The 20,919-nt window shown below is 65.4% G+C and carries 30 protein-coding genes; 5 read left to right on the forward strand and 25 right to left on the reverse strand.

The features are described from left to right. Positions 1–111: 111 nt before the first annotated feature. The 20 genes from AOA12_RS19880 to AOA12_RS24195 all read right to left on the reverse strand — a co-directional run bounded on the left by AOA12_RS19880 (position 112) and on the right by AOA12_RS24195 (position 11,570). The gene (locus tag AOA12_RS19880; protein WP_054687262.1) at positions 112–606 is read right to left on the reverse strand and encodes an XF1762 family protein; all 495 of its coding nucleotides are present in this window, start codon (positions 604–606) and stop codon (positions 112–114) included. Between the two features lie 117 nt (positions 607–723). Then, positions 724–1,491, reverse strand: coding sequence for a DNA cytosine methyltransferase (locus AOA12_RS23940; RefSeq protein WP_054686493.1), 768 nt, complete (start codon positions 1,489–1,491; stop codon positions 724–726). Continuing rightward, the gene (locus AOA12_RS19890) at positions 1,488–2,252 is read right to left on the reverse strand and encodes a DNA-methyltransferase (protein ID WP_082406404.1); all 765 of its coding nucleotides are present in this window, start codon (positions 2,250–2,252) and stop codon (positions 1,488–1,490) included. The genes AOA12_RS23940 and AOA12_RS19890 overlap by 4 nt, the downstream gene beginning before the upstream one ends. A 54-nt stretch (positions 2,253–2,306) precedes the next feature. Further along, on the reverse strand, positions 2,307–2,804 hold the full coding sequence (locus AOA12_RS19895) for a hypothetical protein (RefSeq protein WP_156366604.1): 498 nt from the start codon (positions 2,802–2,804) through the stop codon (positions 2,307–2,309). A gap of 175 nt (positions 2,805–2,979) precedes the next feature. After that, a complete protein-coding gene (locus tag AOA12_RS23710) occupies positions 2,980–3,240 on the reverse strand; it encodes a hypothetical protein (protein ID WP_197281003.1) in 261 nt (86 codons plus the stop codon). After that, positions 3,230–3,436, reverse strand: coding sequence for a hypothetical protein (locus AOA12_RS23355; protein WP_156366605.1), 207 nt, complete (start codon positions 3,434–3,436; stop codon positions 3,230–3,232). The genes AOA12_RS23710 and AOA12_RS23355 overlap by 11 nt, the downstream gene beginning before the upstream one ends. A gap of 153 nt (positions 3,437–3,589) precedes the next feature. After that, positions 3,590–4,135 carry a hypothetical protein gene (locus AOA12_RS19905; RefSeq protein ID WP_054686496.1) on the reverse strand — a complete coding sequence of 182 codons (546 nt, stop codon included), beginning with the start codon at positions 4,133–4,135 and terminating at the stop codon, positions 3,590–3,592. Between the two features lie 268 nt (positions 4,136–4,403). Continuing rightward, positions 4,404–4,832: a hypothetical protein gene (locus AOA12_RS19910; protein ID WP_156366606.1), complete on the reverse strand. Its 429-nt coding sequence runs from the start codon at positions 4,830–4,832 to the stop codon at positions 4,404–4,406. Positions 4,833–4,841: 9 nt separating this feature from the next. Further along, the gene (locus tag AOA12_RS23360) at positions 4,842–5,255 is read right to left on the reverse strand and encodes an HNH endonuclease (RefSeq protein ID WP_156366607.1); all 414 of its coding nucleotides are present in this window, start codon (positions 5,253–5,255) and stop codon (positions 4,842–4,844) included. Then, positions 5,252–5,389 (reverse strand): hypothetical protein, encoded by a 138-nt coding sequence (locus tag AOA12_RS23365; RefSeq protein WP_156366608.1) that lies wholly within the window; start codon positions 5,387–5,389, stop codon positions 5,252–5,254. The genes AOA12_RS23360 and AOA12_RS23365 overlap by 4 nt, the downstream gene beginning before the upstream one ends. A gap of 8 nt (positions 5,390–5,397) precedes the next feature. Beyond that, positions 5,398–5,823 carry a hypothetical protein gene (locus AOA12_RS19915; protein ID WP_156366609.1) on the reverse strand — a complete coding sequence of 142 codons (426 nt, stop codon included), beginning with the start codon at positions 5,821–5,823 and terminating at the stop codon, positions 5,398–5,400. After that, on the reverse strand, positions 5,820–6,644 hold the full coding sequence (locus AOA12_RS19920; RefSeq protein WP_054686499.1) for a PD-(D/E)XK nuclease-like domain-containing protein: 825 nt from the start codon (positions 6,642–6,644) through the stop codon (positions 5,820–5,822). Before AOA12_RS19920 ends, AOA12_RS19915 begins: the two co-directional genes overlap by 4 nt. 130 nt (positions 6,645–6,774) lie before the next feature. Continuing rightward, complete coding sequence (locus AOA12_RS23715) at positions 6,775–7,869, reverse strand: DUF7666 domain-containing protein (RefSeq protein WP_054686500.1); 1,095 nt, start codon at positions 7,867–7,869, stop codon at positions 6,775–6,777. After that, positions 7,866–8,231 (reverse strand): A1S_2505 family phage non-structural protein, encoded by a 366-nt coding sequence (locus AOA12_RS22795; protein ID WP_231637139.1) that lies wholly within the window; start codon positions 8,229–8,231, stop codon positions 7,866–7,868. Before AOA12_RS22795 ends, AOA12_RS23715 begins: the two co-directional genes overlap by 4 nt. 580 nt (positions 8,232–8,811) lie before the next feature. Beyond that, positions 8,812–8,958 (reverse strand): hypothetical protein, encoded by a 147-nt coding sequence (locus AOA12_RS23370; protein ID WP_156366610.1) that lies wholly within the window; start codon positions 8,956–8,958, stop codon positions 8,812–8,814. Between the two features lie 765 nt (positions 8,959–9,723). Continuing rightward, complete coding sequence (locus AOA12_RS19930) at positions 9,724–9,945, reverse strand: hypothetical protein (protein WP_054686501.1); 222 nt, start codon at positions 9,943–9,945, stop codon at positions 9,724–9,726. Next, a complete protein-coding gene (locus AOA12_RS19935) occupies positions 9,942–10,229 on the reverse strand; it encodes a hypothetical protein (protein ID WP_054686502.1) in 288 nt (95 codons plus the stop codon). The genes AOA12_RS19930 and AOA12_RS19935 overlap by 4 nt, the downstream gene beginning before the upstream one ends. Then, a complete protein-coding gene (locus AOA12_RS19940; RefSeq protein WP_054686503.1) occupies positions 10,226–11,065 on the reverse strand; it encodes a phage antirepressor KilAC domain-containing protein in 840 nt (279 codons plus the stop codon). The genes AOA12_RS19935 and AOA12_RS19940 overlap by 4 nt, the downstream gene beginning before the upstream one ends. Then, the gene (locus AOA12_RS19945) at positions 11,062–11,304 is read right to left on the reverse strand and encodes a hypothetical protein (protein ID WP_054686504.1); all 243 of its coding nucleotides are present in this window, start codon (positions 11,302–11,304) and stop codon (positions 11,062–11,064) included. Before AOA12_RS19945 ends, AOA12_RS19940 begins: the two co-directional genes overlap by 4 nt. Positions 11,305–11,345: 41 nt before the next feature. Next, on the reverse strand, positions 11,346–11,570 hold the full coding sequence (locus AOA12_RS24195; protein ID WP_082406407.1) for a helix-turn-helix domain-containing protein: 225 nt from the start codon (positions 11,568–11,570) through the stop codon (positions 11,346–11,348). A 112-nt stretch (positions 11,571–11,682) separates the two neighbouring features. Here AOA12_RS24195 and AOA12_RS23720 point away from each other — a divergent pair, with 112 nt between their 5' ends. From AOA12_RS23720 to AOA12_RS19965, 4 genes are read left to right on the forward strand one after another with little or no spacing between them, the layout of a single operon-like run. Then, positions 11,683–12,237, forward strand: a complete 555-nt coding sequence (locus AOA12_RS23720; protein WP_054686505.1) for a helix-turn-helix domain-containing protein — start codon at positions 11,683–11,685, stop codon at positions 12,235–12,237. A gap of 8 nt (positions 12,238–12,245) precedes the next feature. After that, on the forward strand, positions 12,246–12,686 hold the full coding sequence (locus tag AOA12_RS19955) for an ImmA/IrrE family metallo-endopeptidase (protein WP_054686506.1): 441 nt from the start codon (positions 12,246–12,248) through the stop codon (positions 12,684–12,686). A 54-nt stretch (positions 12,687–12,740) separates the two neighbouring features. Continuing rightward, complete coding sequence (locus AOA12_RS19960; protein WP_054686507.1) at positions 12,741–13,316, forward strand: hypothetical protein; 576 nt, start codon at positions 12,741–12,743, stop codon at positions 13,314–13,316. Positions 13,317–13,375: 59 nt separating this feature from the next. Then, complete coding sequence (locus AOA12_RS19965) at positions 13,376–13,711, forward strand: DUF4190 domain-containing protein (protein ID WP_054686508.1); 336 nt, start codon at positions 13,376–13,378, stop codon at positions 13,709–13,711. Here the strand turns inward: AOA12_RS19965 and AOA12_RS19970 are convergent. The 3 genes from AOA12_RS19970 to AOA12_RS19980 form a co-directional block, all read right to left on the reverse strand. Continuing rightward, positions 13,708–14,898: a tyrosine-type recombinase/integrase gene (locus AOA12_RS19970; protein WP_197281004.1), complete on the reverse strand. Its 1,191-nt coding sequence runs from the start codon at positions 14,896–14,898 to the stop codon at positions 13,708–13,710. The genes AOA12_RS19965 and AOA12_RS19970 overlap by 4 nt on opposite strands. 399 nt (positions 14,899–15,297) lie before the next feature. Then, positions 15,298–16,638, reverse strand: a complete 1,341-nt coding sequence (locus tag AOA12_RS19975; RefSeq protein ID WP_082406409.1) for an MFS transporter — start codon at positions 16,636–16,638, stop codon at positions 15,298–15,300. 28 nt (positions 16,639–16,666) lie between these two features. Next, positions 16,667–17,458, reverse strand: a complete 792-nt coding sequence (locus AOA12_RS19980) for an HpcH/HpaI aldolase family protein (RefSeq protein WP_054686510.1) — start codon at positions 17,456–17,458, stop codon at positions 16,667–16,669. Between the two features lie 224 nt (positions 17,459–17,682). Between AOA12_RS19980 and AOA12_RS19985 the strand changes: the two genes are divergently transcribed. Beyond that, positions 17,683–18,813, forward strand: coding sequence for a helix-turn-helix domain-containing protein (locus tag AOA12_RS19985; RefSeq protein ID WP_156366612.1), 1,131 nt, complete (start codon positions 17,683–17,685; stop codon positions 18,811–18,813). 15 nt (positions 18,814–18,828) lie between these two features. Here AOA12_RS19985 and leuD read toward each other — a convergent pair whose 3' ends face one another. Continuing rightward, positions 18,829–19,509 carry a 3-isopropylmalate dehydratase small subunit gene (gene leuD / locus AOA12_RS19990; protein WP_082406411.1) on the reverse strand — a complete coding sequence of 227 codons (681 nt, stop codon included), beginning with the start codon at positions 19,507–19,509 and terminating at the stop codon, positions 18,829–18,831. Beyond that, entirely contained in the window at positions 19,509–20,906 is a 1,398-nt protein-coding gene (gene leuC / locus AOA12_RS19995; protein WP_231637140.1) for a 3-isopropylmalate dehydratase large subunit, read from the reverse strand. Before leuC ends, leuD begins: the two co-directional genes overlap by 1 nt. Positions 20,907–20,919 lie beyond the last annotated feature (13 nt).

Here is a 20,919-nt window from a genome sequence, read left to right on the forward strand (position 1 = left end):
GTTTGTCCGGATGCTGACTGCCGCCCCGGTCCGCGCTGTACGCGTCCGGCGTCGGCAACAACCGTCCTGAGATCCTGCCCACCCTCACCATGCCTCCCCGGCCCGTTCATCTCACTCGTCGTCGGAGTCGGCAGTAGACGCATCTCGAACCTCCACGCTGGTCAATGTGTCCCAGAGGGTTCGGGACACATTGTCGGCCTTGTTCGTCCGCCGCCGCGACGGCGTATCCCAACCCGGGCGCGGCGGACGCTGCGCGACCACACGGAACCCAGCTGCACGGAGGCTCGCGCCCGACTCATCCGCCTGCGTGTACGTGATAAGCCGGTCGTAGCCGAGCGCGAACGCGGCGCGCCGGCACGCGCCGTAGAGCATGCTGTTCGCGTTCCTCGTGCCGTCCGTCGCCGTGCGGATCACTTCGAGCGTCGCGCCTTCGGACTGGATGACTCGGGACACGGGGCGCCCAACGATGGCAACACCGACGAGCTCGTGTCCGTCTGCGACGCCGATGCTGAACTTGTGACCGATCGGCGGGTCGTTGTGCCTGTGGTGCAGGGCGACGAACTCACGAGCGGACGCGAGGTCAACCGGCACGATCCGAAGAGACATCATCCTCCCCCGTTGAGCATCTGCACGGCGATCGTCAACGGGATCCCGTTACTCGCCCCCGACGCGGCATTCACCTTCGCGCGGCGTGCCATGAAAGTGTCGACCCCTTCACCGTCGTTACTCACCGCAGCGTTCGGGGTCGGGAGCAACCGCCCCCCCTTCTCGGGGCCAGGCGATGATGAAGACACGGAACCGGGCGTGGGGGGCACCGACTGTGGACGCTTCCAGACCCGTCCATTCCGCATCGAACCCGAGGTCGGCCAGATCCCGCAGAACTGTGGCGATAGCTCGCTGAACAAGTCGATGCTCCCGTTCGCGTCGAGCCAACGCCCGCTTGCGGTGTCGAGCAACGCGAACGAGTTCGGCACGTTTCCGTCTGACGTAGTCGCGGTCACCCGCCCACCTCCTGATCCTGTGCTCAATCAACGCGGCCACCCGATCCCACCGCCGCACTTCCGCATCGGCGGCGGTCATCTCGTCATGCCACGGCTCACCATCGGCTGACAGCAGACCGCGAACGTTCTCGATCACGACCAGCCGGGGCCGCTGCTCCGAGATAGCCCGACGGAACTCCGCCCACAATCCGGAACGCGTGCCGTCCTTGAGTCCCTGCTGACGGCCCGCTACCGACACGTCCTGGCATGGGAACCCGCCCGACATCACATCGACTCGCGGGGCCTTCGTGAAGTCGACCTTCGTGACGTCGCCGAGATTCGGAACATCCGGCCAGTGATGCGCGAGGATCCGCGACGGCGCCTCATCGAACTCACAGAACCACGCAGGCTCCACCCTGAAACCGAACCGGGCAAGCGCCGCCACGACACCGAGATCGAGTCCGCCGTATCCAGAGAAGAGGCTGCCGGCGCGGAGCGTGATGGGTGTCACGCTGCATCACCGTCCCCGAGGGAAGAGAAGTCGAACGCTTGCTGAGCTAGGCGGTGGGCCGCAGCTTCGGCGTAGTCCTCGCGCGCCTCATAGGCGACACATCGCCGGCCGAGATGTCGAGCGGCGATGGCCGTTGTCCCGGACCCGGCGAATGGGTCGATCACAAGACCACCCGGTGGGGTGCTGTACTCGATGAGGGGTGCGACAGCGCCCACCGGCTTCTGAGTCGGATGGACAGCGTGGCCGTGCGTGGAACGGACGTACTGGACTGACCGCATGAGACGCGGACCGCCGTCCTCCGAAACGTAGTCCGACGCTCCCCGTGACCCCTGATGCTCCCCCTTCGTGGCCCGCCGACGCAGTGCTCGGGGCGTTGCATCCGGGGTCGTCGGTGTCACATGGTAGAGATCCCGCCATTCCCCTCGATACCAAAGGTTGGCGATCTCATGCACGCGCCGGAATCGGTCGGCCGCGAGGCCGGATCCGTTGTGCTTCTCCCAGATGAAGTCCTGCGAGAACTGCCACCCTGCCGCGATGAACTCTCGTGAATGTGCGAGGTGCATCCGCATTGATCCGTAGACCCACAACGATGGTGCGACGGTCGCCATAGCATCGGGCCAACCTGTCGGCCATGTGTCCCACTCGAGCGACGTCTCGCCATAGGGCGGATCCGTGACGATCGCATCCGCGGCCGGGATTTCCGCGTCTTCGTAGCGACCGTGGTAGAGGGTCACGAGGTCGTCTTCGTAGTAGGGCTTCATGGTGTGCTCCGGGTATGCGTGTGGCCCACCACCATGGGTGGGCCACGGAATGTTTCAGGCGGCTTTCGGGAGTCCCTTGGGGCGTTCTCTGGGATCGTCGATGTCGTCCCAGCAGAGCCCGGGTACCCACCCGTGTTTGACGGCCATGCGGCGTGCACGGACCGCGTACGGCCCCTCCGGTGGAGGCGCGACTTCGAGCTCGTCGTACAGCTCTTTGATGAGTTCGTGGATGGCGACGGTCACGAGGTTCGCGTGCGTCCATGACCACATCTGCTGGGCGTCTTTCCCGATCCGTTGTCCGAGGGCGGTGAGGGTCCAGCCTTGTGCGGCGAGTCCTTGGATGCGCCGGCGTGTGCCGGTCGCGTCAACGAACGCGGTCGTCCGTTTCTGGAGCGAGTGGACACCGAGGATGCGTTGCGTTGTCTCCGCCGTGACCCACCTACCGGGTTGGCGGAGCATCCGCTGCAGGCTGGACTTGTTCATCCCGGTCGCGTCTGCGATCTCACGCATCGTCCACCCGTCCTTGCGGAGAAGCACCAGTCGTTCGATCACGGGCTCGACAGGGTGGCGTACCGGGTGGCGACCGTACGCTGCGTTTCGGCGTTGTCTCGCCGCGTGAGCACTGTTCGCGGCCCCGCAAACGTCACATGAGCAGCAGCACTTCTTGTAGCAGTAGATGCCGTGCTTGTGGTTCGGGTTCTCACACCGCGTGTCCCGGCGGGCGCCTTCACGAGGCACGGCCGGTGGCCTTCCTGTGCTCGTGGAGGGTTTCCCCGATCCGCATGGTGATCTCGCTGAGGAGCCGCTTCCGGAACGGCTTCTCACGTTCCCATCGGGTGACGCAGTACTGGATGAACGTGTCCAACTTGTCACCGCTGTGCGCCTCTGTGAGGGGCGAACAGGACGCATCCCTACCCAGCACACCAGCCGGTGGGGTTTCGTCCGCCAGCGGGGCCGTGAGCGCCGCAGGCGTGGGCTCACCGCTCATCGGAACGCCCCCGGTACAAGGTTTCCGACCGGACAGCACGTCGACCACGCACACCACGGACCGCTGAGACGACCGCGTAGACGACGAAGAACGTCAACGCGGCCACGATGATGCATGCCGCGACGGCGGCGAACCATCCGAGGAGTTCCCAACCATTCATTCTGAAGACCTTCTTTCTCACGAGTTCCACAGCCACGGGAAAGGGTCACTGCCTCGGTAGACCGAGGGACAGTGACCCTGTGGATAACTGTGCCGCGCAGGGCGCGAGAATCTGAAAGATTCGTAGCTGTAGTAGTAGATGTAGATGTAGATGTAGTAGGCGCGCCCGTAGCTCTGGGCGACGTTTGGGCTAAACGTCGGGCGTAGCGTTGCCCGTCGGGAACGGAAGGAACTCCGGGAAGTCCCAGTCGAGATCCGTCTTCGTCTCGCGCACCGGCACCGCGTTCTGCTTCAACACCGTCAACACTTGTGGCTTGTCCCACGCCGCAAGGTCGGGCTCCGACTTTCGGAGTCGCTGTAGTTCATGGACGACGACAGCTCGGATCTTCGATGACGCGATCGATCCGAACGCTTTCGCCGCCGACACCGCGAGGCGCGGCTGCTTCATCAGACCGTCGTGACGGAGGAACGACCGCACGAGCGCCTCATCGGTCATTTGATCGACGACGATGAAGTACTTGTCGGAAAGCTCCTGTGCTGCGACCATCACGTCCCCCGGGGACATCTCACGCGACATCGCCGCTAGCCGGCCTGGGTGAAACTCGACACACCCGCAGTAGTCCAACTTCGGATGCGACGTGAGCTTGAAGTAGAGCGATTGAGCTCCCCCCGTGAGGTCTCGGAAGTCGTCGTCTGACCAAATGTCAACGTTGATGGTCGCTCGCTCACGCGCCATCCGCACCGACCCCCGCCATGCGGCGTTCCGTATCAAGCACGGCTTTCCTGCCTCCTATAGACTCATTCGTCGCACCGACATGGCTTCACGAGCCAGCACGACCCGCAGACGATCTCGTTGGGCCCGAGCGTGTACGGATCGGGTTTCGGTGCGCACTCGTCATGGACGAACGCGTCGAGGTCTTCGTCTTTCCTGATCGCGTCTCCGATATGGATACGAGATCCGCACCCGGCGGGGCACATGCCGCCCTCGAAACGCGCCGTGAGGGTCACCGTGTGTGACCTGCCATTTCGGTGATCGCGCGAAGACCGTCGCCCCACGCCGCGAGGAGATACGCTGCGATGGCCGCGTGGTGTTCCTCGGGTTGGGTGAGTGCAGCGAGGATGAGCGCGGTGAGCGTGTCGTCGTCGCCGTTCATCGCGACGGTCATCATGCGTGCCGCGTCGCGTGCGGCTGGGGTCGCACCACGGTCCTCCATGACCCACAAGTCGCCTTCCCGAAAGTTGACTCCCTTGGTGAGAGCGAGTGGGAAAGACTTGGCGATCATCCGGGTGAGGAGTTTGAACAGCGCGTGCATGTCGCGGTAGCTGCGGATGTGCTGTTCCATCCAGCCGGCGATGCGGTTGCTGTCGCCATCGTGCACGAGGTACATCAGTTCCTCTGCATCTTCCGCGTCGAACCCATGTTCGTATCCCAACTGTTCCTCCTAGAACTGCACATCAGGACCGACCGGCTCTTTACGTCCGTCGTCGGTGAGCCACCATCGGGCCCCGTCACGGTCGGTGACGGGGATAAGTGCGGGTCGGCGAGCCGGATTGACCGTTGCGGCGACGCGCGACACCAGCAGCCCGAGATCGAGCGCAAGGCCACGCTTGGACTCGACCCACCCGTGACAGCCCGTCACGCCACTGCCGCAGAGGGTGAGGCCATTCGAAGCCTTGTTCGTCCACGTGTCCCGCTTCCCGACCCCGCCGGAACCGCGTGGGCACCGATGGTGAAGGCTGTAGTCAACCCCGCGAAGGCCGGATGCGACCCAATTCCTGCACCAGAAACAGCGGCCCCCATCCCGTTCGAGGATGAGGGCCGATGTTGTCGCGTCGAAGCCGGTCTTGGTCGTCATGACGACGGTTCCAACCCGTGGGCGGCGTAGAACTCAGCTGCGGCGATCGCTGACGGCAACCGGTGATACCCGGCGAGGGAACCAACATGCTGTCCGGCGATGGTGATGAACCACATGCCGGCGGTCTTGAACACGAATGGCCTCACGGCTTCGCCTTCCGTCGGGGCGGGTTGATGCCTGCGAAGCGGAGCGCGGCCGACAGTGCCGCGGTGCGTGCGGTCTCCTGCGGGAACGCTGCGGTGACCTCGTCGGCGTCTTTGGTTCCTCGGGTGGCTTCCGCGGTCGCGATCGGTCGCACGTCGTAGGCAGACCGGTACACCGACGCCCGCACCGTGTATCGCACTTCCCCGCCCGCCAGATGGAGGTTGCCGGTGAAGGTGTCAAGTGTTTCGACGTCCTGCCCATTGATGAGGATGACGTGAGTGTCGAGACGCCCCTCCGGGTAGCGGCGCCAGAAGACCTTGATGCGGTCATCAGCTGTCACGAGGTCGTCGACCACGCGCTCGGGCTTCGCCTCACGGTGCAAACGGGAACGCTCAGAACTTTCGGGGAGGGTGATGTCGGTCATGATGATGTCTCCATGTCATCGATGTGCTGATAGATCGCGTACTGAGGGGGACGGATCACTTGAATGTCCGTGGGAAGTCCTGGCCACTCCCCCGTTTCGGTGCAACGCGCGAAGATCTCACGCGCCCTGAGCGCTTTCGCCTCACCGATCTCTTTGAACTCGTCATTGAGCCGATACACGGCCAGGTGATACGGGGGCTCGGTCTCCACGACAAGGAAGACCAAGTCTGTGACCGCTTCACGAGCGAGCTCCGCGGTGCGCGTGTACCAAGCCCACGACACGTCATACCCGTACTCGACGATCGATGATGCGAACTTGTGGACCTTCGCATGCCCCTTACGGGCGGTCTTCAGGTCAACAGCCACGCGACGATCCGCAGGCAAGAAATCGAACCGGCACCGCATCTGCACACCCGTAGCGGGGTCGGTAGCGAACACGGATGCTTCCGCGTCACCTTCCCGTTCCAGCAACGCACGTCCCCTCGGGTGCGCGAGCACAGCCTGCGCGGTCGCATGCACTTCCGTCATGTCTTTCCGCAGCATCGGAATCTTCCCCGCAGCACGTACCTCGTCCCGTGCGGTTCGCGCCGCCGCGGAACGAAAGTCATCAAAATCCAACTCGACAACGTCGTACCCACTGCCGAGAACTTCAGCATGAATCGCGGAACCCAGATCGAACGCCGCTTTCTCCGTCCGATGCCCCTGAGTTACAACCCAGTCGTACATGGCCGGCGAATCCAGCAGCAGTTTCGCCTGAGTCGAAGACAACGCCGAATGCGCATGGTACGTGTCTTCTGGCATGCCCAGCACGATCCCGGTCATGGCATCCCCATCCCTACGTAGACACCCACGGTCACTACAGCGACGAGGAGGCACACTGCCCCGATAGCGCTGGCCGCGACAGGAAGGGCCGGGGATTCCCCGGCCCATTCGATTGGTTCGTCTCGGTCGATCACGCTTCCGTGACCTTCCCGTCCAGCAACGTGTAGAACACGTTCGGGTGGACCGTCTCGCCGTCGACCTGCACGGCCTGCACGCCGAGAATGTTCCGTTTGTTGTCGCGCTCGGTGAGCACAAGCCAGCACCCGAGCGCGCCCTTCGCCTTCCCTCGGCCGAGAACGGCGGCGATCGACCCCTCATCGGCAGTCGACGCCTCATTCGTCGCGGAGTACCCGGTGGTCGCGGCGTTCGCGTAGCGCCCGGTGGTCGCGGCGTTCGCGTAGTCCCCGGTGGTCGCGGCGTGCGCGGAGTACCCGGTGGTCGCGGCGTGCGCGGAGTACCCGGTGGTCGCGGCGTGCGCGGAGTACCCGGTGGTCGCGGCGTGCGCGTAGCGCCCGGTGGTCGCGGCGTGCGCGGAGTCCCCGGTGGTCGCGGCGTGCGCGGAGTACCCGGTGGTCGCGGCGTGCGCGGAGTACCCGGTGGTCGCGGCGTGCGCGGAGTACCCGGTGGTCGCGGCGTGCGCGGAGTCCCCGGTGGTCGCGGCGTGCGCGGAGTACCCGGTGGTCGCGGCGTGCGCGGAGTACCCGGTGGTCGCGGCGTGCGCGGAGTCCCCGGTGGTCGCGGCGTGCGCGTAGCGCCCGGTGGTCGCGGCGTTCGCGTAGTCCCCGGTGGTCGCGGCGTGCGCGGAGTACCCGGTGGTCGCGGCGTGCGCGGAGTACCCGGTGGTCGCGGCGTGCGCGGAGTCCCCGGTGGTCGCGTTCTTCTTCTCCGAAGGCTTCTTCGCCGCACGATCCCAGATCGCTTCGACGTGCGCCTCGATGAGCCCGAAGACGTTGATCTGCGCGCCAACCGTGATCTGCGCGCCAACGCGCTTCGAGTCCTTCTCGCGCTCGTCGGTGACACCCCCCAGGGCCGCCCGATGGTAGACAGATCCGATGGGCGGATAGTAGGACATCGCGTCGAGGGGAAGTTCGACGGCATGGAACCCCGAGCTGCAGAGCGACACCGGCCCATTGTGGGTGTACGTCTTCCCGACCTCGTACTGGAACCCGCGGCACTTGAGGTCTTTGTCGAATCCCTTGAACACTTCCAGGGTTTCTTCGGTCATTGCTGTTCTCCTCCGATGATGGCCTGGAACGAGGCCGGGATGATGACGTTGGATGGGTGTCCCGCGAACGCGGGTGCTACCTCGGCGGGCGCGTGGCCTGCGATCCCGCACCCGATAGGGGTGACGAGGAAGCGCAAGTGCGGGTGAGCCCGCGCCGTGGTGAGGAATCGAGCGACCGCGGCATGCAGATCGGCGATTCCCGTCATGGTGGGTAGTGCGTAGCAGAGGCCCGTGAGGCCTTCTCCGACGCCCCATTCGGCACCCCACCGTTCGTATGCGGTGCGGGCAGCTCCGCCTGCATGGATTCCCTCGGCGTTCGATCCGAATACGAATCGTTCGCCCGGGCCGAGCTCCGTGAGCATTTCAGGAGTGTTCATAGTTGTCTCGCTTTCCTGTTCCCTGGCAACAGGGACAGTTGATATCGCGGTCGGGGTCGAATGAGATCATCACCCACCCCCACCCGTCGCATTCCTCGCACCGTTCACTGGGTGGGATATCGCTCCTCATGGCCAGGTCCGGAACGTTCGGAGCGGTATCCGTTTTCCCATGCTCTCGATGTTCTCCTCAACGGCAAGGAGGTCACTGATCGCTTCACGGCAACCGTCTTGATCATCGACTTCTTGAAGCCATGTGATTCGTTCGCATAGTTCACGGTGTTGTTTCGCGAGCCGCTCCCATCTCGCGGATATCGACTCAACCCGTTCCGTAGCGGGATCGAAACCGGGAAGACGGATGCCTTTCCGATGTCTCCCCGAGTTCGGGCGTTTCGGTGTCACTCCGGACAGGCGTCGCATTTTGGCGCGTGCATTCTTGTCGCCTCGGAAGTCACCGGGCGTGGAGGGGATGCGCATGGTCGCCCCGTTCGGGTGGGTGAGGGTGTAGTGGCCTCCCCCGTCTTTCCCGGTCAGCGTGAATCCGCAGGCTTCGGCGTAGGCGACGAGCTCACGGACTCGTGCTTGCATCCGTGCCCTCCCATCGGGCGTAGATCTTCACCGTGCCCTGCGGGGTGATGTCGCGCGTCGTGACCTTGACGCCCGGGTAGCGGCGGAGGGTTGTTGCCGCGTGCGCTGGAAGGTTCTCGCTGATCAACGCCCAGACACCTGGCCGGGAACGCAGCACCTCAACGATGCCCTTCCAGTCTGTTCTGCCTCCACGTGGGGCGGGGTCTTCCCATCTGATGTCCACACCACTCTCCGTTCCTGCATTGATGAAAAAGGGGGCGGGCTAGGTAACAGAAATCAACCCCTTGACGTCCTTCTGCCCGCCCCTCGTACGCACCCGTGGACTCGAACCACGAAACAACCCACAGGGTTGTCGACCAACTCGTGCGCGACCAGTGTCTTCTCTGCCCGGCCGACGACTCCGGCTCGTACAGCAGTCCATGAACACAAGGTGTTTTCACGTGCCCGATCGCTCGTCCAATGATCCATCCCGCGTATCCGCGGTTCTTCATCCGGCGATTCGTTCAGCACGTCCCTCAACACGAAAAAACTGTTTGGAATCCCTTCGATTCCCGGGCCGCATCCGATAGCAGCCACTCGCCCGTTCCAGCACCCCGGCATCTCCACCACCTAGTGGCCCGTAGCGTGCGTTTCCTGTCGTCCCCATTGGTGTGCCGATGTTCGGTGCCGGGACATACCGGGCCATGAACATCGAGACGACATATCAGCGTGTCTCTCATATGGAATTGTCAATGTTCGCTCGCCACGCAAGGCGCGACGAATAGTGCCTATAGAGGGTTTGACCCCTCAATAGGCCGGTGACCCGGTGGTTACCGGTGTCGTTCCGTGTCCCTGACCGCCCACAACCAGGCGGTGTACACGGCGGTCAGGCCGGCGATCCAACCAAGCAACGTCAGACCGTCCATGAACGCTCGCCTCGCTTCCGTTCGGTCGGGCTGACGATCGGGAGTGAAGCGACCCACTGCTGCAAGTCGTCGGCGAGGATGACGGGCTTGCGGTTCGCGTACCGCGGCGTGAGATCACCGCACCGCACGGCTTCCTTGATCGTCGTCTCCCCGTACCCGGTCGCTTCGGCGGCCTCCGGGATGGAGTAGGAGATCTTCGGGGCGTTCATGACGCGCCTCGCAGTTCCGCGAGTTCCGCTTCGAGCTGCGCGATGCGCTTCGCCTTCCGGCCCTCGGCGGTGAGGAACACAACCGGTTCCGACCGGATCACCTCGAACGGGTGTCCGGAGCGGAGACCCGCGTCACGCGCACCAGACCGAGACAGGTACCCCGACATGCGACCAAAGATGTGCTCGCCCGGCTCGGCCGTGTAACCGTGCTCTTCTCCGTCCTCCCAGTCGGTGACCACAAAGACGTCCTCAGTGTTCACGGCCCGGTACAGGTAGGTGCTCATGCTGCGGTCTCCTTACGGACGTAGACGACACCGTTCTGCGCGAGGTTCGTGACCGCGGCATCCCAGAGCCTCCCCTGACCCTTCGGCGTCAACCGGGCAGTGATCTTCAACTCGTCACCGTGGTTCGTGTCGATGACGCTCTCCTTCGGCTTCACCCATCCGGCCTCGATCGCACGCGCGGTCGGCTGGTTGTGGCGGATCGTGTCGCCCCGGATGATGAGCCCGATCTGCCCGGCGAGGTCGTACACGTCCTTCTGCAGCACCTTCACGCCCGGGTAGTTCGACAGGGCATGCACCTTGAGGTCGTTCGCGACATCCCCGATAGTGCGGAGCCCATCGGCCTGACGGAACGTGTCAGCGTGCGCCGCACGCGGCTCGAGCTCAGCGATCTGCCTATCCTTCTCCGCGAGCATCCGCTGCGCCTCGACCACGGCGAGAGCGATCAACTCGGCACCAGTCGGTGCCGTAGTGGGCGCGAGTTCCTGCTTCCGTGTCTGCACGGCGAAGTACTGCTGCAACGCCGCGATCTCCGGCTTCCGCGAGTCCGCGTTCTGGAACAGGATGTAGCACGCGTAGCGGGTGAGGTTGACGTCCTCGACCTCGCGGCGCGCTCCGGAGCCCAGTTCGACCATCTTGACCCCTCCGGCAAAATGGTCGGCGGCGTTCAAACCGGACGCGTTGACCGACTCGATCGCCCGGTCGATAGCACCGGACCACTTCCGCCAGTTCGTGTAGCCGGCGAAGGTCATGAGGTCACGGGCGGACCACACCTCCCCATCGGTGAGGGTGACGATCTTGAGGTCGTCGAGCTGCGCGCTCCTGTCGATGGCGGTCATGCTGCCACCGCCTTCCGCTCAGCACTCGTGGGGAGTGCGTCTCGGATCAACGCGAACGTGATCGCCCGCGCTCTCGCCCGTGCGGTCTCTCCTTTGAGGACGTTGAGGGTGACCATCCGGCGCACATGCTCCATCTGGTCAAACAGGCCGAGGGCGTCCGGCTTGGCGCGGGTCATATCCTCCGCCGCCTCGATCGCGACCTCAGTATCGAACCGGTCAGGTATCGTGTTGCTGGTCATGAAAGCTAGTTCCTTTCGTGTACTCGATGCCCGCTGCGCGCCTACGCGGCGGGCATCTCTTCTACTCGGTCGATGCGGAGAGATCGGCGGCGGATGCTCTCTGCGATGGCCGCCGTCACGGTTCCGATCCACTCCGGCGATGCGTCTGCTGCACCCGTCTCCACGCGGGACAGGTACGACTCGGAGACACCAGCGGCCCTGGCGACATCCCGTGCGGTCAGACCGGCAACTTCTCGCAGTGTCCTTACTGCTTGCCCTGTGGTCATAGGCAAGACAATACGTGCTCTTTCCGGTTAGCGCAAGCAGGAGCCGGAACTTTCATGGCCATAGTTTCCTGATGACTTGCGCTGACCGGCAAGATATGGGTACTCTGTCCGCATGAACACTGATGCCGACCGGAAGAACTTGGTTCTGACGCGGGACGCGATCAACCAGGCGTCGCAGCAAACGCGCTTGCTCTACGGGGTGCTCGTCAAGGAGATTCGCGAGGAATCCCGACTGACCCAGGATGAAGTGGCATCCCGGTCTGGCGTGAGTTCGCGCACGATCCGGAATATCGAGACGGGCGCAGTTGCAGGCCAGGCCGACAAGCTCATCAAGATCTTCATCGCGATGGGTGTGGACATCGACGGCGACCTGTACTCTGCCGACACTCAACGGCATCTGCGCCTTCTGGGATCGCTCATCGTCCGAATCGAGGAGAACCATCGTGCGTCAGCTGTGACGCACGCGGCAGTCCTGCTCGCCGACGAGATCCGACGCCATCCCGCTCCCGACCCCGAGAGTCCAACTAGCAACGTGACGCACGCTCACTTCCGTGGTGTCGGTGATTCGGTGGATGATGAGCCCGGGATCAAGCAGCCGCCGAGCAAGATGCGGACCGCTGCGCGGAAGGGTACGCGGAAGGCCGACGAGGCCCCATACGCCGAGTAGGAGTGGTCATGTTGAGGAAGGTGCTTCGCTACGCCGCTGGCCACGGCATCAGCGTGCACGGCGCACACCTCGAGCCCGGGGTGCTCGGCGAATGGTACGAGGAAGAACGCGAGATCTACTTCGACATGTCGCTGTCGCCCGACGAGATCGTCTTCACCATCGGGCACGAGCTCGGCCACGCTCACCACGGCGACCGGTGCGAAGGGGAGCAAGCGGTCGAGGAACGCGCGGACCTGTTCGCGGCGGAGCTTCTCATCGACCCCCGCCGGTACGCGGCCCTTGAACAGCAGGGCCTCCACCAGTACGACATCGCCGAGGAGCTGGGTGTCACGGTCGACGTCCTGAACCTCTGGATGAAGTCGTGTCTCACCCGACTCCGCGGCGTCACCTACGCCAAGGCCAAGATGGGCGTAGGCCGGTGGCTCCACCGCCACGAGATAGCCGTATAGCCCGACCAGTACCCGCGGCAAGCTTCTGCTCGTCGCATGAACACAGGAGACACCATGACCGACACAGCGCCAGCCGCCCCGCCCAGATCCACCGTGCGACGCTTCTGGCCCGTCTTCGCCGTCGCCGGCCTCGGCGCGCTCATCATCGCATTCGTTGTGGGCGCAGCGAGCACACAGGGACAGATCAACGAGGCCCGCGCCGAGGCGGCGACCGCGACCCATCGCATCACCGAACTTGAAGAGCAGCGCGACGCCGCGCTCGACATGCTCAACGACGAGCGCGCCCGCATTCAAGAGCAGAAGGAAGCGGTGAACAAACGCGAGGAGGGGCTCACGGAACGTGAGAACGCCGTGAAAGCGCGCGAAGATGCAGTCACCGCAGTCGAGACGCAGATCGCTCAGACGAGCCTCAAGGACGGCGTCTACACCGTCGGCGTCAGCATGGAACCGGGAACGTACCGAACCGAGTCAACGAGCTCGCGCTGCTACTGGAAGATCACCGTCGCCGGCACGAACTACGACGACATCGTGCAGAACGACCTCGGGTCTGTGGGCATCCTCACCGTCACGATCAGCGATGGACAGGACTTCCACACGGCGAGCTGCGGCACGTGGGCGAAGATCGAGTAGGGCATGTGGGACCACAAGGAACAAGTGATGTGATGAGTAGAAACGGATACGATCTCGCCATGAGCTACCAGCCGCCCGTGACCTACGTGCAAATCCAGAAGCCGCCGGTCAACGGTTCCGCGATCGCAGGCATGATCCTCGGAATCGTCGCGCTCGCCATCGGGATCTGGGCACCCATACCCTTCTTCGGACTGGTGGCGGGGACCGTTGCGTTCATCCCAACGCTTCTCGCGATCACCTTCGGCCACATCGGCCTTGCCGGCTCGAAGCGTCTGAACAACACCGGCAAGGCGCAGGCGATCACGGGCCTCGTGCTCGGATACCTCACACTCGCGATCATCGCTTTCTCGAGCGTGGTGTGGTTCGCATTCTTCGCCTCCGGCGGGGGCAGCTAGCTTTCGAGGGCGGGCTGTTCGTAGCCGAGAAGTGCGGACAGCTGGTTCATCGCTGCCGTTCGGCGCACCAACTTCTCACGCGACTTGTACTGCCTCGTCACCGCAACCTGCGAGTGCCCGACGATCTCCATGACGACGTCTTCGGGCACGCCGGCCTCGAGGAGGAGGTCAACGGTGGTGTGGCGCAGGTCATGCAGACGGACCTTGCGCGTGGTGACGCTCGCCGCGTAGGCCGTCCACATCCCGGTCGCCGTATCAGGGTCGATCGGCTGACCGCCAATGGTGAACACGAGACCGTGCGCGTTGGGAGCAGTGCGAGCGCGGTGGGCGGCAAGGATGGACCTCAACGGTTCAACGAGCGGGATGATCCGCCACCCTGCGGAGGTCTTCGGCCTGGTCCAGTAAAGAGTGCCGCGGAGCTCTCGGTACTCATAGTCTGGTGCTGCGGTCGAGATGTCGGTGATGCGTTGCAGCTGCCACGACAGATCAAGGACGTCGCCGACGCGGTCCCACTCAAGGCCGAGCAGCTCTCCTCGGCGCACAGCAGTGAGGAGATAGGACGCCCAGAGGGTGTGTTCCTGGTCATACTCTTCGGTGGTTCCGTCGAGCTCGGGGACGGCGCGCTGGATCACAGTGATGGCCTGGTCGAGGGTGAGGGCGCTGAGGTTGGTACGCGACTTCTTGGGCGCGTCAACGACGTTAGCGGGATTCTTCGCGATCAGCCCTTCTGCTTCTGCGTCCTTCAGGGCACGTGCGAGCACTCGGTGCGCATTGAGAGCGTAGGTGGACGTCGCGCCGGCGGAAGTGATGTGGTCGTGGACGCGGCGAATGTGCGCGGGCTGCAACTTGTCAAGCCTGATGTTGCCGATCGCGGCGGTGATCTGCTTCGTCACGGAGCGGTATCCGGCGAGAGTGTTCGGCCGCACCCGCTTCGCCGCGATGTTGTCAAGCCAGTACGACATCCACGCGGCGACGGGCTTGGAGGCGGACGGCAGGTCGCCATGGATGTAGAACTGCTTGCGCGGCTCCTTCAGCTTCTCCATGAGGCGGTCCTTTGTCGTCGCCGTGATCTCCTTGCGGCGCCTGCCTCCAGGCCCAGCAGGCAGCTCGATACGCGCCACCCAAAGTCCGCTCGACCTCTGAAAGATCGCACCCTCGCCCTTGCCTCGCTGCTGCTTCTCCGCCATCACGCCCTTCTTCCTTCGATGTCCCCAGAAGTACACCCGAAGTACACCCATAGTCACGACCTTGCACGACCTTGTGCGCCCCAGTTTATCCTGTTCACATGGGTTTTTACGCGCAATCCCTACCCTCGATCTTATACTGAAAATCGAAAGGTCACCGGATCGATGCCGGTCGGAGCCACACGGGTGGTCATTACACTCACCCCAGGAACCCTCGCGTAGCTTCTACATCGCGGGGGTTTCGTCTTTTTTTCCTGGTGAGATGCTGATTCGGCCGCGCATCTCCAGCGCCGTGCGCCGCGGTGACGACATACAGCGGCGCGCACTCGTCACCACAGGAGCCCTTCGGGCGGGATGACGAGTGCGCGCCGCGGGGTCAGCGGATGCCGCCTCCGCCGACGGTCACGAGAGCTGCGGCGGCGCCGTGTGGTCCATCCTCAGATCGACGTCCTTCGTCTCGCGCAGCGCGAGGATGCAGCAGAGCGACAGCACCCCGATGGCCGTGAGGTAGAGGGGCACCGGCCACGATGCGCCGGCGGCGGCGACGAGGGCGGTGAGCACGAGGGGTGTGATCGCTGCGCCGAGGATCGCGCTGAAGTTGAACACGATGCCGACGCCGGTCGAACGCACGCTCGTTCCGAACAGCTCGCCGAGGAACGCCGCCATCGGACCGTAGAACATGGAGAAGAAGATCATGAGCACGAGCAGCGCGACCGTCAGTCCCCCGAGCGAGCCGGTATCGATGAGCCACATCATCGGATACATCCACAGGGTGGCGAGCCCGACGCCGCCGATGCTCAGCACACGACGTCCGAATCGGTCGGACAGGCGGGCGAAGACCGGGATGAGCGCACCACTGACGGCGATCACCGCCATCAGGATGATGAGCATCGTGCCGCGGTCGTGGCCGATGACGGTCGTCCCGTATGACAACGAGTACACCGAGAAGAAGTAGAACAGCGCGCTCATCGAGATCAGGGCGCCGGTGCCGAGGAGCACCTGCCTCGGGTAGTGGCGGAACAGGGCGAAGAACGGCACACGGCGGCGCTCGCCGGCGCGGACCGTGTCGGCGAACACGGGAGACTCCTCGATGCGGAGCCGCAGGTAGAGGCCCACGCCGACGAGCACAATGCTCAGCAGGAACGGGATCCGCCATCCCCAGGCGAGGAAGTCCTCCGGCGAGAAGACCAGGAGACACAGCAGGAACACCGACGTCGACAGCACGAACCCGATGGATGGACCGATGTTGTTGATACCCGCGTAGAAGCCGCGTTTGGCGGGGGGAGCGTGCTCGGCGATGATCAGCACCGCGGCACTGTACTCTCCGCCGAACCCGAAGCCCTGCAGAAAGCGCAACAGCACGAGCAGGGCGGGGGCGAGCGCCCCGATCGCACTGTAGGTGGGAAGCAGCCCGATCGCGAACGTGGCGAGCCCCATGATGACCAGGGAGATCATGAGGATGGTCCGCCGCCCGATCCGGTCGCCGTAGTGCCCGAACACGATCGCCCCGACCGGTCGCGCGACGAACGACACCGCGAAGCTCGACAGCGACAGCAGCAGGCTCGCCGTGGGGTCGGCGGCGGGAAAGAACAGCGGGGCGAAGATCAGCGCGGAAGCGGTGCCGTACAGGTAGAGGTCATACGTCTCGAGAGCGGTGCCCGTGAGGCTTGCGGCGACGACGTGGCGGATGGGAGTGCGTGCGAGGGTAGGCGCCGGGATGCCGACGTCGGTGTGATTCGTCATTGAACCGTGGTCTCTTTCTGCGGATTTCTCAGTGGGTGTTCCGGATCGCCGTGAGCGCGGCGCGGTACGCGGCGGCGAGGGTGAGCCGATCGATGAGGACGGTGGACATCGTGCACCCCTCCTCGTACCACGACCCGGCCGCTGCGGCGCCGCCGAGCGGGTTGTCGTCGACCGTCACGGCGACGGAGTCGACGCCCGCAGCCGACGCCGCGCGCACCACGGCACCGAGCGCAGCGCGCACGTCGGGGTGCGCCGACTCCCCCCGCAGACCCATCGACATGGACAGGTCGAACGGCCCCAGCATGATGCCGTCGGGGGCGAGCGCGAGGATCTCGTCGATGGCATCGACGGCGCCCGGATGCTCGACGAGCAGCCAGACGGCGACCTCCTCGTGGGCTTCACGGACGACCTCGTCCCAGGGCCGCAGGCCGTGGTCGGTGGACCGCGACACAGGGCACGAGCCGCGGGTGCCGAGCGGCTCGTAGCGGGTTGCGGCGATCGCGCGGCGGGCGTCGTCGACCGAGGTGATGCCCGGCACCACGACGATCGCCGCCCCGGCGTCGAGCGTCCGCTTGATGATCGAGGTCTCGTTCACGGGGACGCGCACGGCGGGCGTCGACCCGCCCGCCTGCACCGCGCGGATCATGCCCGCCATCGATGTCACGTCGAAGGTGCCGTGCTCCATGTCGATCAGCACGAAGTCGAAGCCGGCGGCCGCGGCAAGCTCGCACGTCTCGGGACTGTCCATCTGGACCCACGTGCCGACGGGGTGCCGCCCCTCGTCGATGACGCGGGTGAGGGCCTTCGGGCGTCGATGCATGGAATCTTCTCCTGGGTCGTCGGTCGGGTGACGGAGACGACCGTAGGACGACGGGCGTGCCGGGCGCATCGAACAGGCGTGCGATCTCCCTCGCCGCGATCAGACATCTGTCCGAGAAGGCTTGCCATGGTCGCACCAGGGGGAGAAGCTGATCTGGCGGGGGTGCCGGCCCGTCCTCGCTCACCATTGATCGGCCACGCGACTCGCGACGAGGGGAGGAGCCCGTGGACAGGGAAGTGCTGCAGCGCACCGCGGATCTGGCGTACGACGCCTCCGGGATGCCCACCGTCCTCACCGATGCCGACATGGTCTTCCTCGCCGCGAGCGCCCACTCCGGCGGCGTGGACGCCAATCGCCGCGTGACCGTGATGGAGCGTCGCGTGCAGCCGGGGGGCAAGATGCTCGCGGACGATCTGCGCTTCGCGCACCGTGAGAAGCCGTTCATCCTCCTTCCGCGTGCGGCGTTCGGCATGCAGCACCGGCGATGGTGCGTGCCCATTCGCGGCAACGGCCGCGCCCTGGGATATGTATGGGCGCTTCAGCCGATCCCGACCGATGCCGACCGATCGGATGTGCTCCACCGCATCGGCGAACGGATGCAGCGCGACGCCGAGCTCATGAGCCTGCTGGGTCGGCGGCCCAAGCCCACCATGGAGCCGCTCGTCCACGCGATCCTCCTCGGATCGAGCGGGCCGGACGACGCGCCCGCCGCGCGGCAGCGAGGCAACGTGGTGGTCTTCCGCCCACGCCCTGGCCGGGAACAGGCTTCCGACGACGACTCGTTCGAGCGCTGGCTGAACGAGCACCGCATCGCATGGCACCGGGTCCCGAGGGCGCACGTCGCGTTCGTGCGCGAGGAGCATCTGGAGCGTGCGCTCACATCACCCCGCGTCGCCGGCGTCAGCCCTGCCGGGATGCTGGGCACCGACGGCGCTGCGCTGCTCGGGCACGCCGACTTCGCCTCCCGGATGGCGGTGGCCTCCCCCGCACCGAGGAACGTCGTCGGGCAGCCCGGCGGCATCTGGCAGATGGCGCGGCTTCTCTCCGAGATGCGGCACTCGGTCGCGCCGGCGATCGCAGACCTCGGGTCGGCCGCGCCCGAGCTCGTCGACTCCGCCCTCGCATATATGGAGACGACGGCGTCCGCCGCAGACCTGGCCGCCCGGTTGCACATCCACCGGAGCACCCTCTACTACCGCCTGTCGCGCATCGAGCGGTTTCTGGGCGACGGATGGGCCACCGGCTCCGCCCGAACGGAGAACCATCTCGGCCTCCTGCTGTGGAAGCTCGAGCAGATCCCCCCGATCAGCGGCTCGTCCGGGCCGGGGGCCGTCGACAGGCCGTTCCCCGGATGAGCGAGGCGGTGGACGTCATCCCTCCACCGGGCCGTCCGGAGAACCGTCGCTCGAGGACCGACGAGGTGTGCGTGCGTCGTCGGTCCGGTCGGGAACGACCGACCGAACGCGAGAGACGAACGGGCGCACCGGGCTACGCCTGGCCTCGTATGCCTCGATCTCGTCCAGATGCGCGAGCGACTGCTCGATGGCATCGCGTCCCTCCAGGAGCTGTCGACGGTGATCGCGGGGTATGTCGAACGGAACCGCTCCCGCACCCCAATCGATGACGCAGGCGCGTAGATCGACATGCACCTCGACGCCGCCGCCGCCCTCCAGCCACGTCAGGAGCCGCTCGACATCGCTCTCCGCCGGCGCGGCGGTCAGAAGACCCGCGTTCGCCGAGTTGGCGCGGAAGATGTCGCCGAAGCGTTCTGACACCACGACCCGGAATCCCGCCTGCTGGATCGCCCACACCGCGTGCTCGCGCGAGGAGCCCGTCCCGAAGTCGGGCTCGGCGACGAGGATGGACGCCGTGCGGAACCGCTCCTGATTGAGCACGAAATCCGGATCCTCTCTCCAACGCGCGAAGAGGAACTCACCGAACCCATCGCGCTGGACGCGCTGGAGATGGCGGGCCGGGAGGATCTGGTCGGTGTCCACATTGCTCCGCCGCAGCGGTGCGGCGATGCCGGAGTGCTGGGTGAACGGGCGCATCAGAGTCGCTCCAGATCCTCTGGCGAAGCCAGACGTCCCGCCACCGCGGTGGCGGCCGCCACGCGGGGAGCCACCAGATGCGTGCGTGCGCCGGCACCCTGCCGGCCCTCGAAGTTGCGGTTCGACGTGGAGGCGATGCGCTCCCCGCGTGCGGCGACGTCGTTGTTCAGACCCACGCAGAGCGAGCACCCCGATGAACGCCATTGCGCCCCGGACGCACGGAACACCGCATCCAGGCCCAGCTCCTCCGCCCGGCGCTTCACCGCCTCGGAACCGGGAACGACCAGCATCCGCACCCCTTCCGCGACCCGGCGGCCGACGAGCACCTCGGCGGCTTCGAGGAGGTCTTCGATGCGACTGTTGGTGCACGATCCCAGGAAGACGGAGTCGATGCGGATATCGCGCATGGCCGTGCCGGGAGCCAGGCCCATGTAGTCCAGTGCCCGTTCGGCCGCAGCGCGCGAAGGCCCGTCCTCCATCGAGGCCGGGTCCGGCACGAAGCCCGATATCGGCACGCCCTGCGCGGGATTCGTGCCCCAGGTGACGAACGGCGCGAAGCCGGAGACGTCGACCTGGACGTGCCGGTCGTACGCTGCGCCCTCATCCGAGCAGTACGACAGCCAGAGGGCGGCCGCCTCGTCCCAGTCCACTTGGGCGGTGAACGGCCTGGCCCGCAGATAGTCCAGGGTGACGGTGTCCGGAGCGATCATCCCTGCCCTCGCCCCCAGTTCTATGGTCATGTTGCAGAGCGTCATCCGCGCCTCGGTCGACAGCGTGGTCACGACCTCGCCGCGGTATTCGATCGCGAAGCCCTGGCCCGCCGAGGTTCCCAGCGTCGCCAGCAGGTTGAGCGCCAGATCCTTCGACGTCAATCGCGCCCGTGGCCGTCCGCACAGTTCGACCAGCATGCTCCGGGGCCGCCGCAACCGTATCGTCTGGGTCGCCAGCACGTGCTCGACATCGCTCGTGCCGATGCCGAACGCGAGCGCACCGAGCGCGCCGTGGGTCGACGTATGGCTGTCACCGCACACGATGATCGACCCCGGCTGCGACAGGCCCTGTTCGGGACCGATGACGTGCACGATGCCCTGGTCGGGCGCGCCCAACTGCGCCAGATGAACCCCGCTCCTCCCCGCGTTCCGACGCAACGCGATGATCTGTTCGCGTGCAGCGACGGATGCGTTGCGCAGGCCCAGGCCGTCCGTGGGCACATTATGGTCCTCCGTGGCGAAAGTGAGGTCCGGGCGACGCACCGCCCGCCCTGCGGCGGCCAGGCCGCCGAACGCCTGCGGGCTCGTGATCTCGTGCAGATAGTGCATGTCGACGTATACGAGATCGGGCTCGGCGGGCGTCGCACCCGCGGCGACGAGATGGTCGTCCCAGATCTTGTCGAGCATCGTTCGAGCATCG

Origin of the sequence: Microbacterium sp. No. 7 (assembly GCF_001314225.1) — a bacterium.
GTDB lineage: Bacteria > Actinomycetota > Actinomycetes > Actinomycetales > Microbacteriaceae > Microbacterium.